The sequence below is a fragment of the Rhizobium sp. 862_C5_N1_2 genome (assembly GCF_051811205.1).
GTDB lineage: Bacteria > Pseudomonadota > Alphaproteobacteria > Rhizobiales > Rhizobiaceae > Rhizobium > Rhizobium leguminosarum.
Genome location: NZ_JBPWPT010000001.1, coordinates 3,398,591 through 3,416,659, shown reverse-complemented (window position 1 = coordinate 3,416,659; position 18,069 = coordinate 3,398,591). Strand labels below are relative to the sequence as shown.

Below are 18,069 nucleotides of genomic sequence, written 5' to 3'. Positions count from 1 at the left end.
AAAAGTGCGCAGCGGTTTTGGGTCCGGATTGCGAGAAAACAAAACATAGAGAAATTCCCTCGCTCGGGGAAAAACGGAAATGCTCTATGCCTTGGCGCGGAAGACAGCGCCTGCCGCAACGGCCAGCCAGCCGAGCATCATCGCCCAGCCGCCGGTCGGCGCGGCATAGGGGAAGAGGCCGGAGCCGGTAAAGCGCAGGGTGACGAGATCGCCCGCAAAAAGCAGCGTTCCGACAATCAACAGGAAACCGGCCAGCCAGGCGGTTCTGAGCCTGGTGTTGCCGAGAGCCAATGCCAGCAGGGCAGGGGCGTGGGCAAGGCACATGGCAGATGCGGATGCCGCAAGATTGGCCTCGCCGCCGCCATGGGCAGCAAGGGCGGCAAGCGCCACGCCGGCTACGCCGAACAGGCCGGCAAAGAGATAGAGCACCGGTTCCAGACGCGCGTTCAAGCTCATGGTTGTTCCTTGTGGTCAGGCGCCCTGTTCTGCATATGGTAGGCGAGTCGTTCCACCGGCGCCCAGATGAGATCGCGCAGCGCTTGGCTTGCGATCGTCTCGTCCAGGGCGCGGCGGAAGCAGAGCAGCCATTCGTCGCGTTCGACAGGGCCGATCTCGGCGACGAAATGGCGGCTGCGCAGGCGCGGATGGCCGCGCTTATCGGTATAGAGCGGCGGGCCGCCGAGATAACCGCTCATATATTCGTAGAATTTCTCTTCACTGCCGGTAAGGCTCGGCGGATGCACGGCGCGCACGTTTCTCGCCTCCGGCAGCGTGTCCATCAGCTCATAGAAGCGGTGCGTCAGCGCCTGTACGACAGGATCGCCGCCGACCGCCTGATAGAGTGTGGTGACCTTCTCCGTCACGAAACCATCCCATGCCATCCTAATCCCCAGGCCCTTCATGCACCGGGCGGAAAATGATCGCAACTGTCATCAAGGTGCCGCGGCATTTCGCGCATAATGCAGGCACGGCAGGGGTTGTGGCCGATTCTCCTTGACAAAACCGTCCGGACGGTATCTTTTAATTTGCATGTCGAACGCTCATCATCGCAAGAAGCAGCCCGTCCTCGTGCGCCAGCAGTTGCTGGAGGTCGCCGCGCGCCTTGCCGCGAATGAAGGCATGGCCGCCGTCACGCTCGATGCGGTTTCCGCCGCGTCCAGCGTCAGCAAGGGCGGGCTGCTGCATCACTTCCCGACGAAGAATGCGCTGCTCGACGCCTTGTTCGAGAGCCTGCTCGAAAAGTTCGATGCCGATATAGAGGAACTGATGCGCGGCGATCCGCTGCCGCAGGGCCGCTTCACCCGCGCCTATCTCAGGGCGGTATCCGGTCTCAAGGATCGTCCCGACGATTCCAGGAATTGGACGCAGGTGACGATCGCGCTTCTTGCCGAACCCCGGTTGCGTCTTCGCTGGCGCCAATGGGTACAGGCGCGGTCGGAGGAATATATCGGCACCGATTCCTCCCTCGACGCACAAGTCGTGCGTTTCGCCGCCGACGGACTTTGGTTCGCAGATACGTTGGAAAGCCATGATATCAACGGCGTTCTGAGGCGGGATCTCATCGATCGCCTTGTCGAACTGACCGGCAAGTAATTCGAAAGGGATTCGCCATGAGCCAGGCCGCCGTCTACGGGCTGCTGTTTGCAGCCATCGTGCTCGAAGTCATTGGCACGACCGCGCTGCAGCTATCGCAGCAGTTCACCCGCATCGGGCCGACGGCACTCGTCGTCGCCTGTTATGCGGCTGCCTTCTATTGCCTGTCGCTGACGCTGAAAAGTATCCCCGTCGGTATCGCCTATGCGATTTGGAGCGCTTTGGGAATCGTGCTGATTTCCTCGGTCGGTCTGGTTTTCTTCAAGCAGCGCCTCGACCTGCCGGCAGTCGTGGGACTCGGGCTGATCATATCGGGCGTTGTGGTCGTCAATCTATTCTCGAAATCCGTTTCGCATTGATATTGCTGTGATATTTGCAGGCCGTTTCTCCGCCTCAGGCCGGTAAATTTTCCCCTTTGTCAAAATACTGACAAAGGTCTATGTGTTCTTTGGACGTGGAGGAGACGAGGCGCAGCCAGCGCCATTTTCCAAAGCGCTTTGAATCCTGCCTTCCCGCCTATCGATACTTCCAGGTTCTACAGGAGCACATCATGGCCATTCGCACCGTCGTCTGGGGAGAGAATATCCACGAGAATACCAATGCCATCGTCCGGGATATTTATCCCGAAGGCATGCACACGACGATCGCCAACGCGTTGAATACCGATTCCGATATCTCGGCGACGACAGCGACGCTGCAGGAGCCGGAACACGGCCTCAGCGAAGCCCGCCTTGCCGAAACCGACGTGCTGACCTGGTGGGGCCACAAGGATCACGGCGCGGTCTCCGACGTCGTCGTCGAGCGTGTTGCCAAGCGCGTCTGGGAAGGCATGGGCCTGCTCGTGCTGCATTCGGGGCATTTCTCCAAGATCTTCAAGCGGCTGATGGGTACGCCCTGCGCGCTGAAATGGCGCGAGGCGGGTGAACGCGAGCGTCTGTGGACAATCAATCAGCGCCATCCGATCGCAGCAGGCATCGGCGAGCATTTCGAGCTCGAGAACGAAGAAATGTACGGCGAGCAGTTCTCGGTGCCGGAGCCGCTCGAAACGGTGTTCATCTCCTGGTTCCAGGGCGGCGAAGTGTTCCGCTCGGGCCTGACCTGGCGCCGTGGCGCCGGCAATATCTTCTATTTCCGCCCCGGTCACGAGACCTATCCGACTTATCACGACGTCAATGTCCAGAAGGTGCTGATCAACGGCGTGAAGTGGGCCTATAACCCTGAGGGGGCGTTGACTGGTATCACCGACGCTCCAAATGTCCCGGTAGAAAAAGCACTGGAGCCGATCGTCGAACGCGGCCCGAAACTGCACCAGGCCGGCGAAGCCGGTTACCGCTGAGGAGCATCCATGCGACTACTCGTTCTTGGCACCGGGGTGATGGCGAAAAACCAGCTCGCCCGCTTCCCCCTTATCGACGGCGTGACTGTGGTCGGTGCCGTCGACACCGATCCCGAGCGGCTTTCGGCCTTCGCCGACAAGTTCAACATCGAAAAGCGGTTTCTTTCACTGGAGGAGGCGATCGCCTGGGGTGAATTCGATGCGGCGACGAACGTGACGCCCGACCGCATCCATCACCCGACGACGATGGCTCTGATTGCCGCCGGCAAGCACGTCTTCTGCGAAAAACCGCTGGCGGAGAACTATGCGAAGGCGCTGGAGATGACGGAGGCGGCCGAAAAAGCCGGCGTCATCAACATGGTCAACCTGACTTATCGAAACGTCGCGCCGCTACAGCGCGCCCGTGAGATGGTGCTCGCCGGCGAGCTCGGCACGATCAGGCACGTGGAAGCCTCCTATCTCCAGAGTTGGCTCGTGTCGCGCGCCTGGGGCGACTGGCGCACAGAATCGACCTGGCTGTGGCGGCTTTCCACCGGCCATGGCTCGAACGGCGTGCTCGGCGATGTCGGCATCCATATCCTCGATTTCGCCGCCTATGGTGCGGCGACCGACATCGACCACGTCTTTGCGCGGCTGAAGACCTTTAACAAGGCGCCGGGCGGCCAGATCGGCGAATATCTGCTGGATGCCAATGACAGCTTCACCATGTCTGTCGATTTCGCCAATGGTGCACTCGGCGTCATCCATGCCAGCCGTTGGGCGACAGGGCATCTGAACGAGTTGAAGCTGCGGATTTATGGCGAAAGGGGCAGCCTTGAGGTCATCCATCGTCCCAGCGGTTCCGAGCTGCATGGCTGCCTCGGCGAGGATGTCGAAACCGCCACCTGGACGAAGATCGAGGTTGAACCGGTGGCGACCAACTACGAGCGTTTTGCCGAGGCCGTGGCAAGCGGCATCCAGCCGGATCCGAACTTCCGCCACGCCGCCAACCTGCAGAAGGTGCTCGATCTTGCGATGGTGACCGAGCGCGAGCGGCGCGAGCTGAAGGTCTGATCCTGTCCGCTGGATAGGCCGCCGTTCATCCGACGGCAGCTTATCCAGCGCATCGGCGCGTTGATCCGCTTTTCGTTTGCGAGATTTTGACGCTATGCTTCTGCATGGGCAGCTCGACGCTTTCCTTTGGTCCGTTCCTTTACGATCCCGTGACAGGAAGCCTGTGGCGGGAAGGGAAGTCCATTGCGACGGGACCACGGCCGGCAGCTCTGCTCGGTTTGCTGCTGGAGGCTGAGGGCTGCGTCGTCACCAAGGCGGATCTGATGGAGCGGGCCTGGCCGGGGCTTGCCGTGGAGGAAGGCAACCTCACGGTTCAGATTGCCACGCTCAGAAAGCTTCTCGGCGCAAGACCCGATGGCACGGAGTGGATCGTCACAGTTCCCAGGGTCGGTTATCGCCTGCCGTGCCGGGACGATGCCGGGATGGCGCCCGTGGCGCCGCAGCCGCCTTCCGTCGCGGTTCTTCCCTTCGTCAATCTCGGTGGCGATGTCGACCAGGATTATTTTGCCGATGGCGTGGTGACGGAGATCATCACCGCCCTTGCGCGCTTCCGCTCCTTTTCGGTCGTCTCGCGCCATTCCGCCTTTATTTACAAGGGACGCAGCATCGATGTGCGACAGCTGGCGGCGGAGCTCGGAGTACGCTACGTGCTCGAAGGCAGCATCCGGCGGGAAGGCGGGCAGGTGCGTATCAATGTGCAGCTGGTCGACGGCGTGACCGCGACCAATCTCTGGGCCGATCATTTTGAAGACGGCATCAGCCACATCTTCGCCTTCCAGGACCATATCACCGAACGCGTCGCCTCGATCGTTGAGCCGGCGATCGAGATCGCCGAAATCCAGAGGTCACGACGTGACCGGCCGAACAGTCCGGCAGTTTACGATCTCTATCTGCGTGCGCTTGCCGCGATCATCGACGAGTCGATCGAAAGTAATGCCGCCGCCTATGCCTTGCTGCAGGAAGCGCTCGCCATGGAGCCGGAAAATGCGATGCTGCTTTCCCATGCCGCATGGGCGCTCGAACATCGCATTACCATGGGTTGGCCGCGGCTCGGGACGGACGATAAGGCGGAATGCATCAGCCTTGCCCGTCGCGGGCTTCAGCATTCGGCCGGCGATCCCCGCGTGATGGCCCATTGCGGCATGGCATTGCTGCAGACGGGCAAGGATTACGAAGGTGGCATGGCCGTCCTGGAGGCCGCCGCTGCCGCCAATCCCAACGATCTTCTGGTCGCGGCCTGCTCCGGCATTGCGGCCTTGCACTGCGGCGATATCGAACATGCGCTCGAGAGACTGCATCGCGCCGTGAAATTGGGACCCCGCGATCCGGATGCGCGTTTTTCGCTGACGGGCATTGCCATGGCCGAAATCTTTCGCGGCAATTACGAGGCGGCAATTTCATACGCCTCTCGTTCGCTGGCGCTCAATGCCCATTTCGACCCGACCTACTGGATGTTGATCGCCGCACATGCGAATCTCGGCAATATGGAGCAGGCGCGCCAGTTCCTCCATGCGCTCGAGGCGATGGCACCTGATGTGACGCTGGAAGGCATTCTGGCGGGTCAGCCGGCCAAGGATCCGCTGCGTTTTGCGCCGGTTCTGGAAGGACTGGCGCGCGCCGGGATGCGGCCGCGGCTATAGGCTTTTGCAAGTTTTTGCAGCTTTTAGTCGGACTTTAAAGACCCAGCCCCGTCGCTTCGGCCACGCTGATCCCATCAATCAGGATGGAGGATCGGCTCATGCTTTCCAGCATGCATATTCTGTCGCTCAAACAGGGCAAGCTTTACGGCGACCGAATTCCGATAGAGGCGCTGCCACAGGGGTTTGGAGCCTTTCCTAGGAAAGGCTCCAAGTTGCCACGGCACCTTGTCGTTCTGTTCTCGCTGATCGGCAGGTGGCGCAAGCGCACGAAAAAAGGCCCCGCCGAAGCGGGGCCGGAAGTTGCCGAGCCGCAACAGGCGGCTTCGGTTGCCTGATTATTCTATGACCTGCACCACACGGTGGCTGCGGGGTTCGACAATCACGCGTTGATTGTTGATGACCGTGTAGGCATATTTCGGATTGTCAGGCACCGGCGTCACGACGACGTCTGCCGGAAGCGGCTTGCCAACGACGATCGGTTCCTGGACTACCACGGAGGCGGTCGGGGCCGGCTGCTGCTGGACATAGGTAACGACCTCGCGCGGCGGCGGATCGACAACGGCACCGGCGACACCACCGGCCACGCCGCCAATGGCAGCACCCACGGGGCCGCCGACGATTGCGCCGGTGATGGCACCACCGGCTGCACCGGTCACGGCTCCATCAGCGAGCGCATTGGTTGCAAGTGACGACAGCGCAAGGGCGCTGGAGACAAGTAGGACCTTGTACATTTTGCTTCTCCTTTGCTGGGGTTGCGTTTGGGTAACGACCACGCCAATCCGAGGTTCCAGCAGGAGAGAGTCACGCTTTGGAAGGCCGGTTCACATTATGTGAGGCGGCTGAAGCCGGGGTTGGGAGGCGTTATTCCAGCCGCCGGCGGAAGAGCCAGGCGGCGGCGCTGAGCGTAACGGTGGCGATCAGCGCCAGCGGGATCGTCTGGTTCACCACCTCGCTCAGCGGAATATCCTTGAGGAAGACGCCTTTGACGATCACCAGGAAATAGCGCAGCGGGTTGATCAGGGTCACCGGCTGCAACCACCCCGGCATGTTCTCGATCGGCGTCGCAAAGCCTGAGAGCAGCATGGCCGGAACCATGAAAAGGAAGGCGCCGAGGATCGCTTGCTGTTGCGTCATCGACAGTGCCGAGATGAAGAGGCCAAGGCCGGCGACCGAGCCGAGATAGAAGATCGCGCTGCCGTAAAGCAGGAAGAGCGAGCCGCGCAGCGGCACTTCGAAGAGGAAGACTGCGGCCAGGATATAGACGGTGATGTGGAAGAGGCCGATCATCATCGGCGGGATCAGCTTGCCGATCAGGATCTCGTGGATGCGCAGCGGCGAGACCATCAGCTGGTCGAAGGTGCCGAGTTCGCGTTCGCGGGCGATCGACAGCGCGGTGACGATCAGGCCGATCAGCAGCGCGATGCTGGCGATCAGGTTCGGCACCATGAACCATTGGTAGGTGAGGTTCGGATTGAACCAGTTGCGCGGCACGGTCGACACGATATCGGCGCCGGCGCGTTTGCCGGCCGGGGTCTCGGCAGCGAGCGCTGCACCGATCTGCGAGAGATAGCCCGCGACGATCTGCGAGGCGTTGGAGCGGCGGCCATCAAGCACCATCTGCAGGTCGGCCGGCGCTCCCGCCTCGATATTGCGCGAAAAGTCAGGGCCGATCTCGACGGCGGCAATGGCCGTCTGGTTGTCGATCGCCACGCGGACCTCCGCTTGGCTGGAGGCGATCTCGATCTTCCGGAAAGTCGGCGAGCCATCGATGCGCTCGATCAGTTCCTGGCCCCAGTGGCCGCTGTCGCGGTTGAGGATCAGGACGTCGACATTGCGGACCTCGAGCGTCGCCGCATAGGAGAAAACGAGAAGCTGGACGATCGGCGGGCCGATCAGGATGGCGCGGCCCTTGGGATCGCGCAGGACGGCAAGCAATTCCTTGACGATCAGGGCGTAAAGCCTTGTCCACATCTCAGCCGATCCTTTTTCTGGTGCTGCGGGCGGCAAGCATGAACATGATGGCGCCGATCGTCAGCATGACCGATATCGCCTGCAGGAACATCGGCCAGATGTCGCCGGCGAGGAACACCGTCTGCAGGCTGGGGATCAGGTAACGCGCCGGCACGATGAAGGTGATCCACTGGATCACCACCGGCATGGAATTGATCTCGAAGAGGAAGCCAGACAGCAGGAAGGCCGGGAGGAAGGCCGAGATCAGCGCCAGCTGCGAGGCTAGGAACTGGTTCTTCGTTGCTGTCGAGATCAACAGGCCCTGGCCGAGTGCCGGGATCAGGAAGGCGGCCGACAGTGCGTAAAGGGCGGCGACGGAGCCGCGGAACGGCACGCCGAAGAGGAAGACCGCAAGCAGCACGCAGAGCGTCATCGAGGTGAGGCCGAGCAGGAAATAGGGCAGGATCTTGCCTGCGAGCAGCTCGACCGCCGTCACCGGCGTCGCCATCATCGCCTCCATTGTGCCGCGCTCCCATTCGCGAGCGACGACGAGCGAGGTCAGGAGCGTGCCGACCAGCGTCATGACGATTGCGATCGAGCCCGGCACGAGGAAATTGCGGCTGGTCAGTTCGGGATTGAACCAGAAGCGTTGCTCGACCGAGATGGCAGGACTCTGCACGGCGACGTCCGCCTGCCTCTGCCGCTCCCAGTTGGCGACGGCGCCCTGGGCATAATTCTGCACGAAATTCGCGGTGTTCGGATCGGAGCCGTCGACGATCACCTGGATACCGGGGCGGTTGCCGGCGGTGTAGCGCGTGGTGAAGTCGGCCGGAATGACGACGATGCCGCGCACCTTGCCGAGCACGAGGTCTTCCTCGAACAGACGCCGGTCGCGTCCCATGGCGACATCAAAATAGCGCGAGGCCTGGAAACTGGCCGACAGATCCTGTGTCAGCGGCGTCATCTCCTCGGTCACGAGGCCGATGCGCGTGCGGGTGGTATCGAGCGAGACGCCGTAGCCGAAAAGAAAGAGCAGGATCAGCGGCAGCACGAAGGCGATGAGGATGCTGCTCGGATCGCGGATCGCCTGGAAGCTTTCCTTGCGCACCAGAGCTGAAAGACGCCGAAGCCTGCCGGAAGAGGCGCTCATGCGGCATCCTCCGCTTCCGATTGCTGGACGAGGGCGATGAAGGCATCCTCCATCGTCGGGTCCGGCTGCTCCTTGGTCGCGACCCGGGCCTTCAACTCATCGGGCGAGCCGAGCGCAATCGAGCGGCCGCGGTAGATCAGCGAGATGCGGTCGCAATATTCCGCCTCGTCCATGAAATGGGTGGTGACGAGCACGGTGACGCCCTTTTCGACCAGCGCATTGATATGCGTCCAGAATTCCCGCCGGGTAATCGGGTCGACGCCGGAGGTCGGCTCGTCGAGAAAAAGCGCGCGCGGCTCGTGCATGACGGCGCAGGCAAGCGCCAACCGCTGCTTCAGACCCAGCGGCAGGTCCTTGGCCGGTTGGCCGATATGGCGGTCGAAATCGAAGATGCCGGCCATGAGATCGATGCGCTCGCGCCGGTGTTTTCCGCGAAGCCCATAGACACCAGAGAAGAATTCGAGGTTCTGCATGACTGTGAGATCGCCGTAGAGCGAGAATTTCTGCGCCATATAGCCGAGCTGGTTGCGGGCTTCGGCGGCATCGCGGCGAAGATCGAAACCAGCAACACGGCCTTCGCCGCCGGTCGGCTTCAGCAGGCCACAGAGCATCTTGAAGGTGGTGGACTTGCCGGCGCCGTTCGGACCGAGCAGGCCGAAGATCTCGCCACGGCGGATATCGAAGCTGATGTCATCGGCAGCGGTGAAATCACCGAAGCGCTTGGTCAGTCCCTTGGCCTCGATCACCGGCCGATCGCCATCATCCTTCACTGGCTCCTGCGCCTCTGCCAGCCGCGAGCGGCCGCCGGGACCGCCGCCCAGCATGTCGATGAAGGCATCCTCGAAACGCGGCGTGGCAGGGGCGAGCGTCGCGCCATCGCCGGCCGAACCGATATCCGGTTTCTTATCCTTGGCGGCGACGAGGCGGATCGCCTCGCCCTGGATCACGCCGTCGATGACGCCATCGGCCTGCAGGAGTTCGGCAAGCACCTGCCGGCGGCGGCCGCTGACATCGGATACCCTGAAGACCCGGTCCTTGACGCGCTCGGTCATCTCCATCGGTTTTCCCGAAAAGAGCAGCTTGCCCTGGTTCAAAAGCAGCACGTGATCGCAGGCTTCCGCCTCATCCAGATAGGCGGTCGACCAAAGCACGCCGATGCCCTCTTTCGTCAGGTTCTCAACCATCTTCCAGAGGTCGCGGCGCGAGATCGGGTCGACGCCGACGCCCGGCTCGTCGAGCAGCAGCAGGCGCGGCTTTTTCAGAAGCGCGCAGGCAAGGCCGAGCTTTTGCTTCATGCCGCCGGAAAGTTTTCCAGCCAGCCTGCCGGTGAAACGCTTGAGATCGGTGAAGGTGAGCAGTTCGTCGAAGGCGCTGGCGCGTTCGCTCTTCGGCAGGCCGCGCAGATCGGCATAGAGATCGAGGTTTTCCTGCACCGACAGGTCCTCATAGAGGCCGAAGCGCTGCGGCATGTAGCCGATCGCCGCCTGGATGCCGGCGGCATTCTTCCTGGTGTCAAAGCCGAGAACCTCCATCGTTCCCATGTCGGGCAACATCAGACCGGTCATCAGGCGGATCAGCGTTGTCTTGCCGGCGCCATCAGGGCCGACGAGGCCGGTGATTGCGCCGCCGCCGATCGCGCCGGAGACGGCGTCAAGGGCGGCCGGCGCGGTGCCGAAGCGCTTGGTGACGCCGTCGATCCGGACGAGCGGCTTGTCGTCCCGGCCGGTCTCGGCGGCGCTCATTGTCCGCCCGCTGTCGGCGTGGGAAAGCGCACGGTGATCGGCATGCCTTGGCGCAGATCTGGGCCGGGCTTGTCGATGACGATCCTCAGGCGATAGACGAGGTCGGTCCGAAGCTCCGGCGTCTCCACCGATTTCGGGGTGAACTCGGCGACCGGCGAGATGAAGCCGATCGTGCCTTCATAGGGCTTGTCAGGCGACGTATCGGAGGCGACAGAAACCTTCATGCCGGGATGGATGCGGCCGAGATCAGGCTCGGCGACATAGCTGCGCACCCAGACAGGTTCGGTCAGAGACAACACGAAGACCGTGTCCGCCGGCGAGACGATCGCGCCATTTTCCCGCACGCGCGAGAGGATGACGCCGTCGTTCGGGGCGCGCAGCTCGGTATCATCGAGCGAAGTGCGGGCGGAGGCGAGTGTTGCCTGAGCCGCCTTCAACTGGGCGTCGGCGGCGGCGATATCCTCAACACGGGAGCCTTCCAGCAGCAGTTTCAGTGCTTCGTTGGCGGAATCGGAGCGTGCGGCGGCCATCGCCCTTGCGGCAGTCGCCTGGTCGAGGCTCGCCTCGGAGATTGTGCCCTGCGGGCGCAACTGGCGGGCGCGGTCATAGGCGAGGTTGGCATTGCGGAGATCGGCGAGACTTTCGTCATAGGCGGCGCGCGCTTGGGCGATCTCGGTCGGCCGCGGACCGGCCTTCAGCTTGTCGAGCGTCGCCTGAAGGGCTGCGGCATTCGCCTCGCCCGAGCGGACCGCGAATTCATAAGGAGCTGCATCGAGCTTTGCGAGAACGTCTCCGCTCTTGATGACGTCGCCTTCGTCGGCGTGGAGTTCGGCGAGGCGGCCGCTGACACGGAAGCCGAGCGAGACCTGACGGATATCGACATTGCCGTAAAGGACGAATTCGCGGCTGGCCTCTGGCAACCAGCCGAGCTTTTGGGGCAGGGCGTACCACCAGGCGGCGGCCCCTGCCGCAACGAGAAGAAGGATGGCGATGGGAAGGATGCGTTTCATGCTGCACTTCCATTCAGCGGGCCGATGGCATCGACCAGCTCTGCGGCCAGGCCGCGCACGGTTTCCACCTGTTCGGGGCCGACGCCATCCCACTCCATCTGGGCGAGCACGGCTGCATGGGCAACGCGAAAGACGAGGATGCTGCCGAGAAGGGTGAAGGTGCGCAGGCGCACATGTTCCGAGGCGGGATCCTCATGAAGGATGGCGCCGATCAGCCGCCGGCCCATCTCAATCATCGGCCGCATGAGGCCCTGATAGACCCGTGTGAAGGCTTCCGTCGGTTCCATCTGCTCGCGGATCAGGAAGCGCGCCCAGGATTCGGATTCCCTGCCGACGAACAGCGTCACCATGGTCTGCAAAATCTCGGTCAGGAAATGGCGGGCCTCAGCTTCACCAAGCGGTTTGCCCGCAGCATCGAGCGCCAGCAGATGCGCGCCGACGCGCGCCCTCATGTCACCGACATGCGTATTGATCCGCATCATCAGATATTCGGCCGTGGCGATGTAGAGGCCTTCCTTGCTGCCGAAGTAATAGGGGATGGCCTGCAGGTTGACGCCGGCCGCTTCCGTGAGCTGGCGCGTCGAGGCGCCGTCGAAGCCATAGCGGCCGAAGACGTCGAGGGCAGCGGACAGCATCTTCTGGCGTGCGATCTCGGCGCGGGCGGAGGCCGGTGGCTGGTTGTCCTGTTCTTGGGTCATGACAATTTTATAACATTGACAGGAAAATAAGTCAATCGATTGATATATTTTTTGGGCGGCTGTTATCCCTGATGCCTTCGCTGATGCGAAGGCAAGAACCAGAAGAAGGCATCCGCTATCCGGATGTCTTCAATTCGATGGGCGCAATGCTTGGGTGGCGATCAGAGGCCTAGGAAGTAATCTCGGCTCGACGGAGCCTTGGCAGGGGCAAACCAACGCCCCTGCCAGCTTGCCTTGGCGTTGAGGAAGCCACCCGATTCCGCCTTGGGCGGCCGGCCCGTGGCAATCAACGACTGGCGCAATTCCTCCTGCAGCTTGGCGCGCAGGACATAGTGGTCATAGACGTCGAGAATGTGGATCGCATAGGCGACGGCAAGCGACTGGTTGCCGCGGACGATCAGCAGGTTCTCGTCGTTCTGGTAGGAGGCCTTGTAACCCAAGTTGTGGCTGCCGGTGATGACAGTGCAATTGTCAGGATGGAGCGGGTCGATGACGACGATCTTGTCGTGGATGATCGCGTGGCCGGCGCTCAGCAATTCGGGACGAAGATCGCCGAACTGGGCGGAGATGGCCGCTGCGCGCACCATGACGACACGGCCGGTATCGCCGCCCGGCCACCAGATCGCCCGCTGCGGCAGGTCCCTGACCTCGCCATCCGGCTGATGGACATAGGTTGTGGGTTCACCGGGTTTTGCCGGCGGCAGTGCTGCCGGATTGCTGATCGCGCCCTGGACGAGCAGGTCCGGCCGCTTGACGGCAAGCTCCGCTGCCTGGCCGATGACGTTCTGTTCGCCGCGCACACCAGGATAGAAGGTGAGGAACAGGATGGCGCTGTCGGCATGCTCCATCAGCGAATAGACGCGGCTGAGATCGACGGGTGTCGGTGAAGTCTTGTTCTTGCTCGGCGCCTTGGTGTTGGGTGAAAACAGGATTTCGACGGTGGTCTTTCCGTCCTTCAGCGTCACCGGCCCGGTCGGCGCGGCATTCGCCAAGCGCAGGGCGGGGCCCTGCACGCCCTTGCTCGGGGCAAAGCCCTCGGCGGTCTCACCATGGTTGGAAACGGTCAGCGGAACGCCCACAGGTTGCGGATCGTCCCGCAGAAGCTTCCAATAGGCGAGGAAACGGGCGGCGACATTCTTGTCCTCGATCAGGATGACGTTGTTCGACTGGGTGCAGAGGCCGGTTTCGGTCCAGTTGGTGCTGCCGGTCATCACGGCTCGCGCGACGCCACCCTCGACATAGACGGCGAACTTGTTGTGGCCGATATGGCTGTTGTTGTTGAAGAGGCGATCCTGCATGCGCTCTGCCGCGGGAGCAGCGGCATGGAGGCCGATGCGTGCATCATGGTTGCCGGTATCCCAGACGACCGGTTTCCTCGGCAGCGGGTCGCCCTTCTTGTTGAGATCGGTCGAGCCCGAGGTGGAAAGGATCACATGCGCCTTGCCGGCCTTGACCAGTGCCGTCAGCCGCTCGATCAGTTCGGGATCGTGCAGCTCGTAGAGCGCGAGATAGAGCTCGCCGTTGCCCGTCTCGGCGCGGTCGATCAGCATCGTCAGGAAGCTCAGCACATCGGCGGTCAGGAACAGGCGGATTGGATCGCCCTTTTTCGGGATGTGGGCCTTCAGCGTCTTCAGCAGGCCTTCGGTAATGCGCATCGCCGGGCCGGGGGCAATATTCTGCGGCTTGACACCCTGGACCTTTTCCAGCTGGCGCAGCAGGTTCTGCGTCGAAAGGATGCCGTTGGTATAGGTCGCCTTGATGGCGCCGCCGCCCGGGAAATCATGGGTGACGTCGATGCTCTCGGTCTTGAAGGGTTCGTCCAGCAAAAAGAGTGGCCGTGGCGGCCCCACATAACGCGGCTTGCCGTTTTCGTCGCGATAGGGGGCGGTGTCGGAGGCGGGAACCGGTTTCCGGCCGGGGCCTGCAAGGCCGACCGGCGTAATTTCATAGTGAATCCTGAAATCGATCGGCCGAACGGTCGCCTCGTCGCGGGAGCGGCGCAGCGTCAGGTCGCGCCATTGATATTGCTGGATCGGCCAGACCGAACTGTCCTGCTCCAGCCAGTCTGGATTCGACTGGTCGGTAAAAGCGATCCAGGTCGGCAGGATGCGCCGGGCTCCGGCCTCCGGCCCGGTCTCGTGTACGCGGGTGATCATGAAGCCGAGGCAATCGGCAATCGGGCCGTCAGCCATCCAGGCGAGGTAGGCGACCTCGCCGTTGCACCATGCGCCTGCCTTGGTAATCCTTCCCATGCCTGCCTCCCGCCCGTTGTTTGCTCAGACCACGATTGCATCCGCCATGACGATGAAGATCGCATGCGCCTGCCATGCCACCCGTTGCCGGGGCAATTGGCTCTGCAGGCATGCGCACCCCAGATCTCGAGTGAACCAACTCTATCGTCGGTTGAGTCCATTTCAACACATATAGGCTAACGATACTAAAGTAACGTGACATCGCTCATGGCGGGACGCGTGCCTGATTGGGATCGAGATGCGCGGTTCAGCGTCTATCGGATCTGGCGATCTCAGCTGTTCCGGAAAGAAGGCAAAGAGGCCCGTGGAGAACGGACCTCTCAGGGTTCTCGGGGTGGGAAGAGGAACCAAGCCTCGGGGTCGGCTGCTAACAGGTAGCGATACAATATCGCTAATTTTCACGACACTAATGTGTCTGGCGCCTGCCGGCTGCGAAATAAAGAAGTGCCACTTTTTGTGATTCCTGTGGCTATGTTTTGACACAAAACTGCCTTGCTCTTTCCGTATCGCCGGTTCGATGCGTATTCAGATTTATATCATCGCGCTGCTGCTCAGCGCCATCATGTGGTCGATCTCGTTCGATGCGGCGCGAGAATCCTATCATGCCGCGCAAAGCGCAGGATTGATGCCGAACCTGCACCTCAACAAGAAGCTGGATCGCATTCTGTAGACTGCGATGCAGCGTCCAGGTCATCAACACGTTTTCTGATGTTGCGTTGTTGGCCTGCAGGCCAGCAGACATTTTTCCTTGTGCGTCCCGAGCCCTTCCGGACAGAAAGTCAAATTTCGTAAAATTTGACCGATCCGCTTAAAAGCCCTGAAAATACTGATGTGTAGAGTGGCCTCATGAAAGCGACCGAGGCGTGGACAGACGCATCGATCGTTTGGAGCCGGGCAAACCGAAAGCCCGCCGATCAGCAAACGGGGACTTCGACATGCACAGAACTCTTGCCGCCATCGCCTTGACTCTGACCATCGCCGCCGCTGCCGAGCCGGCCTTCGCCATCGGTCCAGCCAGCCTTGCCCGCGATCTGATGTACACCTCCGCCATCGGCCATTCACCCGAGGTTCCGTTGACGACACGCGCCGGTTTCGTGCGCCCTGGCGTTCCTTTCGTCCTGCGCAGCCCCGCGACCGTCGAGGGCGAGGGCTCCCGGCTCAAGACCTATTCGCAGAGCCTCACCGTTGTCGTCGGTTACGTGTTTTCGACGGCGGTCGAGGCCGTGCAGGCAGTTGCGTTTCTTCGCTGACACTTAGCCAGAACTTAGGCCGATCCGACCTACGATCGTCCGCACCTAGAGCAATTTCAGCAAAAGTGCGCAGCGGTTGCGTGAAAACAGAGAGATAGAGCATTTCCGTGATTCGAAGAAAAACGGAAATGCTCTAGGTGTCGAGCTCACCGCGCACGTCGAGATACCAGTCGACGAAGGCCTTGACGCCGACCTCCAAGGTCGTATCGGGCTTGTAGCCCGTCAGTGCGACGAGCAGATCGGGGGCGGCGAAGGTACGCGGCACATCACCCTTTTGCATCGCCAGCATCTTGCGGATGGCAGGACGGCCGAGCGCCTTTTCTACCGTTTCGACGAAATCCATCAGGCTGACCGGCTGGCCTCCGCCAATATTGACGACGCGAAAGGGCGCCTGGCGCGAAAGCGTTTCGACAGCCGCGTCGTCGAGACGGTTTTCCTCACTCGGGCCGATTGCCGACAGTCTGACGATCGCTTCAATAAGATCGTCGATATAGGTGAAGTCACGGCTCATCTTGCCTTCGCCGTAGATCTCGATCGGTTGGCCTTCAAGCATGTTCTTGGTGAATTTGAACAGCGCCATGTCGGGCCGGCCCCACGGACCATACACGGTGAAGAAACGAAATGCCGTAGTTGGAATCTTGTGAAGATGGGCATAGCTATGCGCCATCAGCTCCATCGATTTCTTGGTCGCAGCATAGATGGTCAGCGGCTCGTCGGCGCGATCGGTCTCGCGAAAGGGGACGGTCGCATTGGCGCCATAGATCGATGATGTCGAGGCCAGCATCAGATGGCGGATTTCGACGCGCCGCGCGATTTCCATGATGTTCCACGAGCCTTCGACGTTCGAACGAAGATAGGCCTCTGGATTTTCCAGGCTGTAGCGCACGCCGGCCTGTGCGGCGAGGTGGATCAGAATGTCGGGCTTGGCTTCCAGAACGGCCGCTTCCAGGGCTGGGCGGTCCTCGAGCATCGCGATGACGGGTTTGAAGGTCGGAAACTGGGAGAGTGCCGCATGGCGCATCTCCTTGAGCTTGACGTTGTAATAGGGAGTGAGGCCATCGAAGCCTGTGACGTCATGCCCTTCTTGCAGCAGGCGCCTGGCCAGATGAAAACCGATAAAGCCGGCAGTCCCTGTAATGAAGTAGCGCATTCCCACCTTTTCTCGGCTCCCTGCCGGCGGCAAAGAGCCGATTCCGTATCAAGTGACCCCACTTACAAGATAAAAAGAGGCCGAGTCGATAGGTCTTTGAAAGAGAAGGTCACAGCGCTGTCTCTACTGTCGGCGGCCTGTCGGCCGCTGCCTTGCCGGATGAGGGCGAGACCATCGATATCGTCTGCCGATCAGCCGCGGCTCTCGGCCGCTATGCTGCATTGCAACATGATTGCTTGCATGTTATGGCCGGCCGGTCGTCTGGAAGCAGGTCAGGATCGATGAGAGATATAATTTATTGGATTCTCTGCGCGTTTCTGACCGTTGCCATCGCGATCGTGTCGTTACGCTATGTCACGAACTTCTGGCTTCTGTCCTTCGTCTACAGCTTTCAGGTTCACCTCGGCGTCGTGTTCGTCGCCGCCAGTCTCGTCGTTCTGGGCATCAAAAGGCAGATTTACGGCTTTATCCTTCTGCTTGCCTCGCTTTTTCTCGCCGCTCACGGCGTCATCATGCTGGGCGAGTTCTCGCAGGACGACAGAGCGATGAAAAAGCCGCCACTTTTTCGTCTGATGTCGTTCAACATCGCGATCGATAACTGGAAAAACTCGACTGAAATCACCGACATGGTGATCGCGTCGAATGCCGATGTCGTCAATCTGCTCGAAGCCAAGCCGCTGACGTTCCACCTGCAGCAATTGTTCAAGGCCTATCCCTACCATATCGGTTGCGATGCCGGGAAGGATACATGCGATACGCTGGTGCTCTCCAAACGCCCGTTCGTCAGCCGGCAGGTCGCAAGTATGGGCAGTCTGCGAAAAAACAGGCTTGTTATAGCAAGCGTCGATTTCGGCGGCGAGACTATCAATCTGGTTTCAGCGCACCTGACCAAACCATATTTCGACGATTTCCAGATGGCTGAATTGGAAGATCTCGCCAAAGCGCTCGGCTCGATCGACGGCCCTCTGGTGCTGTCAGGTGATTTCAACTCCTCGGCGATCGCCCCGAGCATCCAAGCTTTCCTGCGTGAGCAGAAGCTGAAAACGATCACGCCAGAACCGGCAACATGGCCGATCGGCGCCGGCGCGCTCGGGATCGCCATCGACCACATATTTGCGCGCGCGCCGCTTCATCTGACATCGCTGAAACGTCTCAATGATAATCTCGGCTCGAACCATTCGGGCCTGGTCGCCGACTTCGTTCTCGACAAGGACGGCGAAACTTCACCGGCAAAATGACTTTGCC

Annotated in this window: 19 protein-coding genes; 9 read left to right on the top strand and 10 right to left on the bottom strand. The window is 61.2% G+C overall.

Annotation, left to right across the window (positions count from 1 at the left end):
• Window positions 1-84: 84 nt before the first annotated feature.
• Both ACD590_RS17145 and ACD590_RS17140 read right to left on the bottom strand, forming a co-directional pair.
• Complete coding sequence (locus ACD590_RS17145; RefSeq protein WP_439003077.1) at window positions 85-456, bottom strand: DUF423 domain-containing protein; 372 nt, start codon at window positions 454-456, stop codon at window positions 85-87.
• Window positions 453-863 (bottom strand): group II truncated hemoglobin, encoded by a 411-nt coding sequence (locus tag ACD590_RS17140; protein WP_439003552.1) that lies wholly within the window; start codon window positions 861-863, stop codon window positions 453-455. Before ACD590_RS17140 ends, ACD590_RS17145 begins: the two co-directional genes overlap by 4 nt.
• Before the next feature lie 166 nt (window positions 864-1,029).
• Here ACD590_RS17140 and ACD590_RS17135 point away from each other — a divergent pair, with 166 nt between their 5' ends.
• The 6 genes from ACD590_RS17135 (at window position 1,030) to ACD590_RS17110 (ending at window position 5,957) form a co-directional block, all read left to right on the top strand.
• The gene (locus ACD590_RS17135) at window positions 1,030-1,593 is read left to right on the top strand and encodes a TetR/AcrR family transcriptional regulator (protein WP_130652917.1); all 564 of its coding nucleotides are present in this window, start codon (window positions 1,030-1,032) and stop codon (window positions 1,591-1,593) included.
• Window positions 1,594-1,610: 17 nt separating this feature from the next.
• Entirely contained in the window at window positions 1,611-1,952 is a 342-nt protein-coding gene (locus ACD590_RS17130) for an SMR family transporter (RefSeq protein WP_018243243.1), read from the top strand.
• Between the two features lie 191 nt (window positions 1,953-2,143).
• On the top strand, window positions 2,144-2,929 hold the full coding sequence (locus ACD590_RS17125) for a ThuA domain-containing protein (protein WP_018243242.1): 786 nt from the start codon (window positions 2,144-2,146) through the stop codon (window positions 2,927-2,929).
• A 9-nt stretch (window positions 2,930-2,938) separates the two neighbouring features.
• On the top strand, window positions 2,939-3,982 hold the full coding sequence (locus ACD590_RS17120) for a Gfo/Idh/MocA family protein (protein WP_018073767.1): 1,044 nt from the start codon (window positions 2,939-2,941) through the stop codon (window positions 3,980-3,982).
• Between the two features lie 104 nt (window positions 3,983-4,086).
• Window positions 4,087-5,622 carry a winged helix-turn-helix domain-containing tetratricopeptide repeat protein gene (locus ACD590_RS17115; RefSeq protein ID WP_439020937.1) on the top strand — a complete coding sequence of 512 codons (1,536 nt, stop codon included), beginning with the start codon at window positions 4,087-4,089 and terminating at the stop codon, window positions 5,620-5,622.
• A gap of 98 nt (window positions 5,623-5,720) precedes the next feature.
• Window positions 5,721-5,957: a hypothetical protein gene (locus tag ACD590_RS17110; RefSeq protein ID WP_018243240.1), complete on the top strand. Its 237-nt coding sequence runs from the start codon at window positions 5,721-5,723 to the stop codon at window positions 5,955-5,957.
• Here the strand turns inward: ACD590_RS17110 and ACD590_RS17105 are convergent, their stop codons facing one another.
• From ACD590_RS17105 to ACD590_RS17075, 7 genes are all read right to left on the bottom strand, one after another.
• The gene (locus ACD590_RS17105; RefSeq protein ID WP_018243239.1) at window positions 5,958-6,353 is read right to left on the bottom strand and encodes a DUF1236 domain-containing protein; all 396 of its coding nucleotides are present in this window, start codon (window positions 6,351-6,353) and stop codon (window positions 5,958-5,960) included.
• Between the two features lie 130 nt (window positions 6,354-6,483).
• Window positions 6,484-7,593 carry an ABC transporter permease gene (locus tag ACD590_RS17100; protein WP_018243238.1) on the bottom strand — a complete coding sequence of 370 codons (1,110 nt, stop codon included), beginning with the start codon at window positions 7,591-7,593 and terminating at the stop codon, window positions 6,484-6,486.
• A gap of 1 nt (window position 7,594) precedes the next feature.
• A complete protein-coding gene (locus ACD590_RS17095) occupies window positions 7,595-8,722 on the bottom strand; it encodes an ABC transporter permease (protein ID WP_439003075.1) in 1,128 nt (375 codons plus the stop codon).
• Complete coding sequence (locus ACD590_RS17090; protein WP_113542518.1) at window positions 8,719-10,464, bottom strand: ATP-binding cassette domain-containing protein; 1,746 nt, start codon at window positions 10,462-10,464, stop codon at window positions 8,719-8,721. The genes ACD590_RS17095 and ACD590_RS17090 overlap by 4 nt, the downstream gene beginning before the upstream one ends.
• A complete protein-coding gene (gene hlyD, locus ACD590_RS17085) occupies window positions 10,461-11,474 on the bottom strand; it encodes a secretion protein HlyD (protein ID WP_247264419.1) in 1,014 nt (337 codons plus the stop codon). Before hlyD ends, ACD590_RS17090 begins: the two co-directional genes overlap by 4 nt.
• Window positions 11,471-12,172, bottom strand: a complete 702-nt coding sequence (locus tag ACD590_RS17080; RefSeq protein ID WP_247264420.1) for a CerR family C-terminal domain-containing protein — start codon at window positions 12,170-12,172, stop codon at window positions 11,471-11,473. The genes hlyD and ACD590_RS17080 overlap by 4 nt, the downstream gene beginning before the upstream one ends.
• Window positions 12,173-12,333: 161 nt before the next feature.
• Window positions 12,334-14,424 carry a phospholipase D-like domain-containing protein gene (locus ACD590_RS17075; RefSeq protein ID WP_439003074.1) on the bottom strand — a complete coding sequence of 697 codons (2,091 nt, stop codon included), beginning with the start codon at window positions 14,422-14,424 and terminating at the stop codon, window positions 12,334-12,336.
• Window positions 14,425-14,941: 517 nt separating this feature from the next.
• On the opposite strand from ACD590_RS17075, the gene ACD590_RS17070 reads away from it, so the two are divergent.
• Together ACD590_RS17070 and ACD590_RS17065 are read left to right on the top strand one after the other, a co-directional pair.
• Window positions 14,942-15,094: a hypothetical protein gene (locus ACD590_RS17070; protein ID WP_018243232.1), complete on the top strand. Its 153-nt coding sequence runs from the start codon at window positions 14,942-14,944 to the stop codon at window positions 15,092-15,094.
• 265 nt (window positions 15,095-15,359) lie between these two features.
• Complete coding sequence (locus ACD590_RS17065) at window positions 15,360-15,674, top strand: hypothetical protein (protein ID WP_028733309.1); 315 nt, start codon at window positions 15,360-15,362, stop codon at window positions 15,672-15,674.
• Window positions 15,675-15,807: 133 nt separating this feature from the next.
• Here the strand turns inward: ACD590_RS17065 and ACD590_RS17060 are convergent, their stop codons facing one another.
• Entirely contained in the window at window positions 15,808-16,824 is a 1,017-nt protein-coding gene (locus ACD590_RS17060) for an NAD-dependent epimerase/dehydratase family protein (RefSeq protein WP_113542522.1), read from the bottom strand.
• A 281-nt stretch (window positions 16,825-17,105) separates the two neighbouring features.
• Here ACD590_RS17060 and ACD590_RS17055 point away from each other — a divergent pair, with 281 nt between their 5' ends.
• Entirely contained in the window at window positions 17,106-18,062 is a 957-nt protein-coding gene (locus ACD590_RS17055) for an endonuclease/exonuclease/phosphatase family protein (protein WP_247264422.1), read from the top strand.
• The last annotated feature ends 7 nt before the right edge of the window (window positions 18,063-18,069 follow it).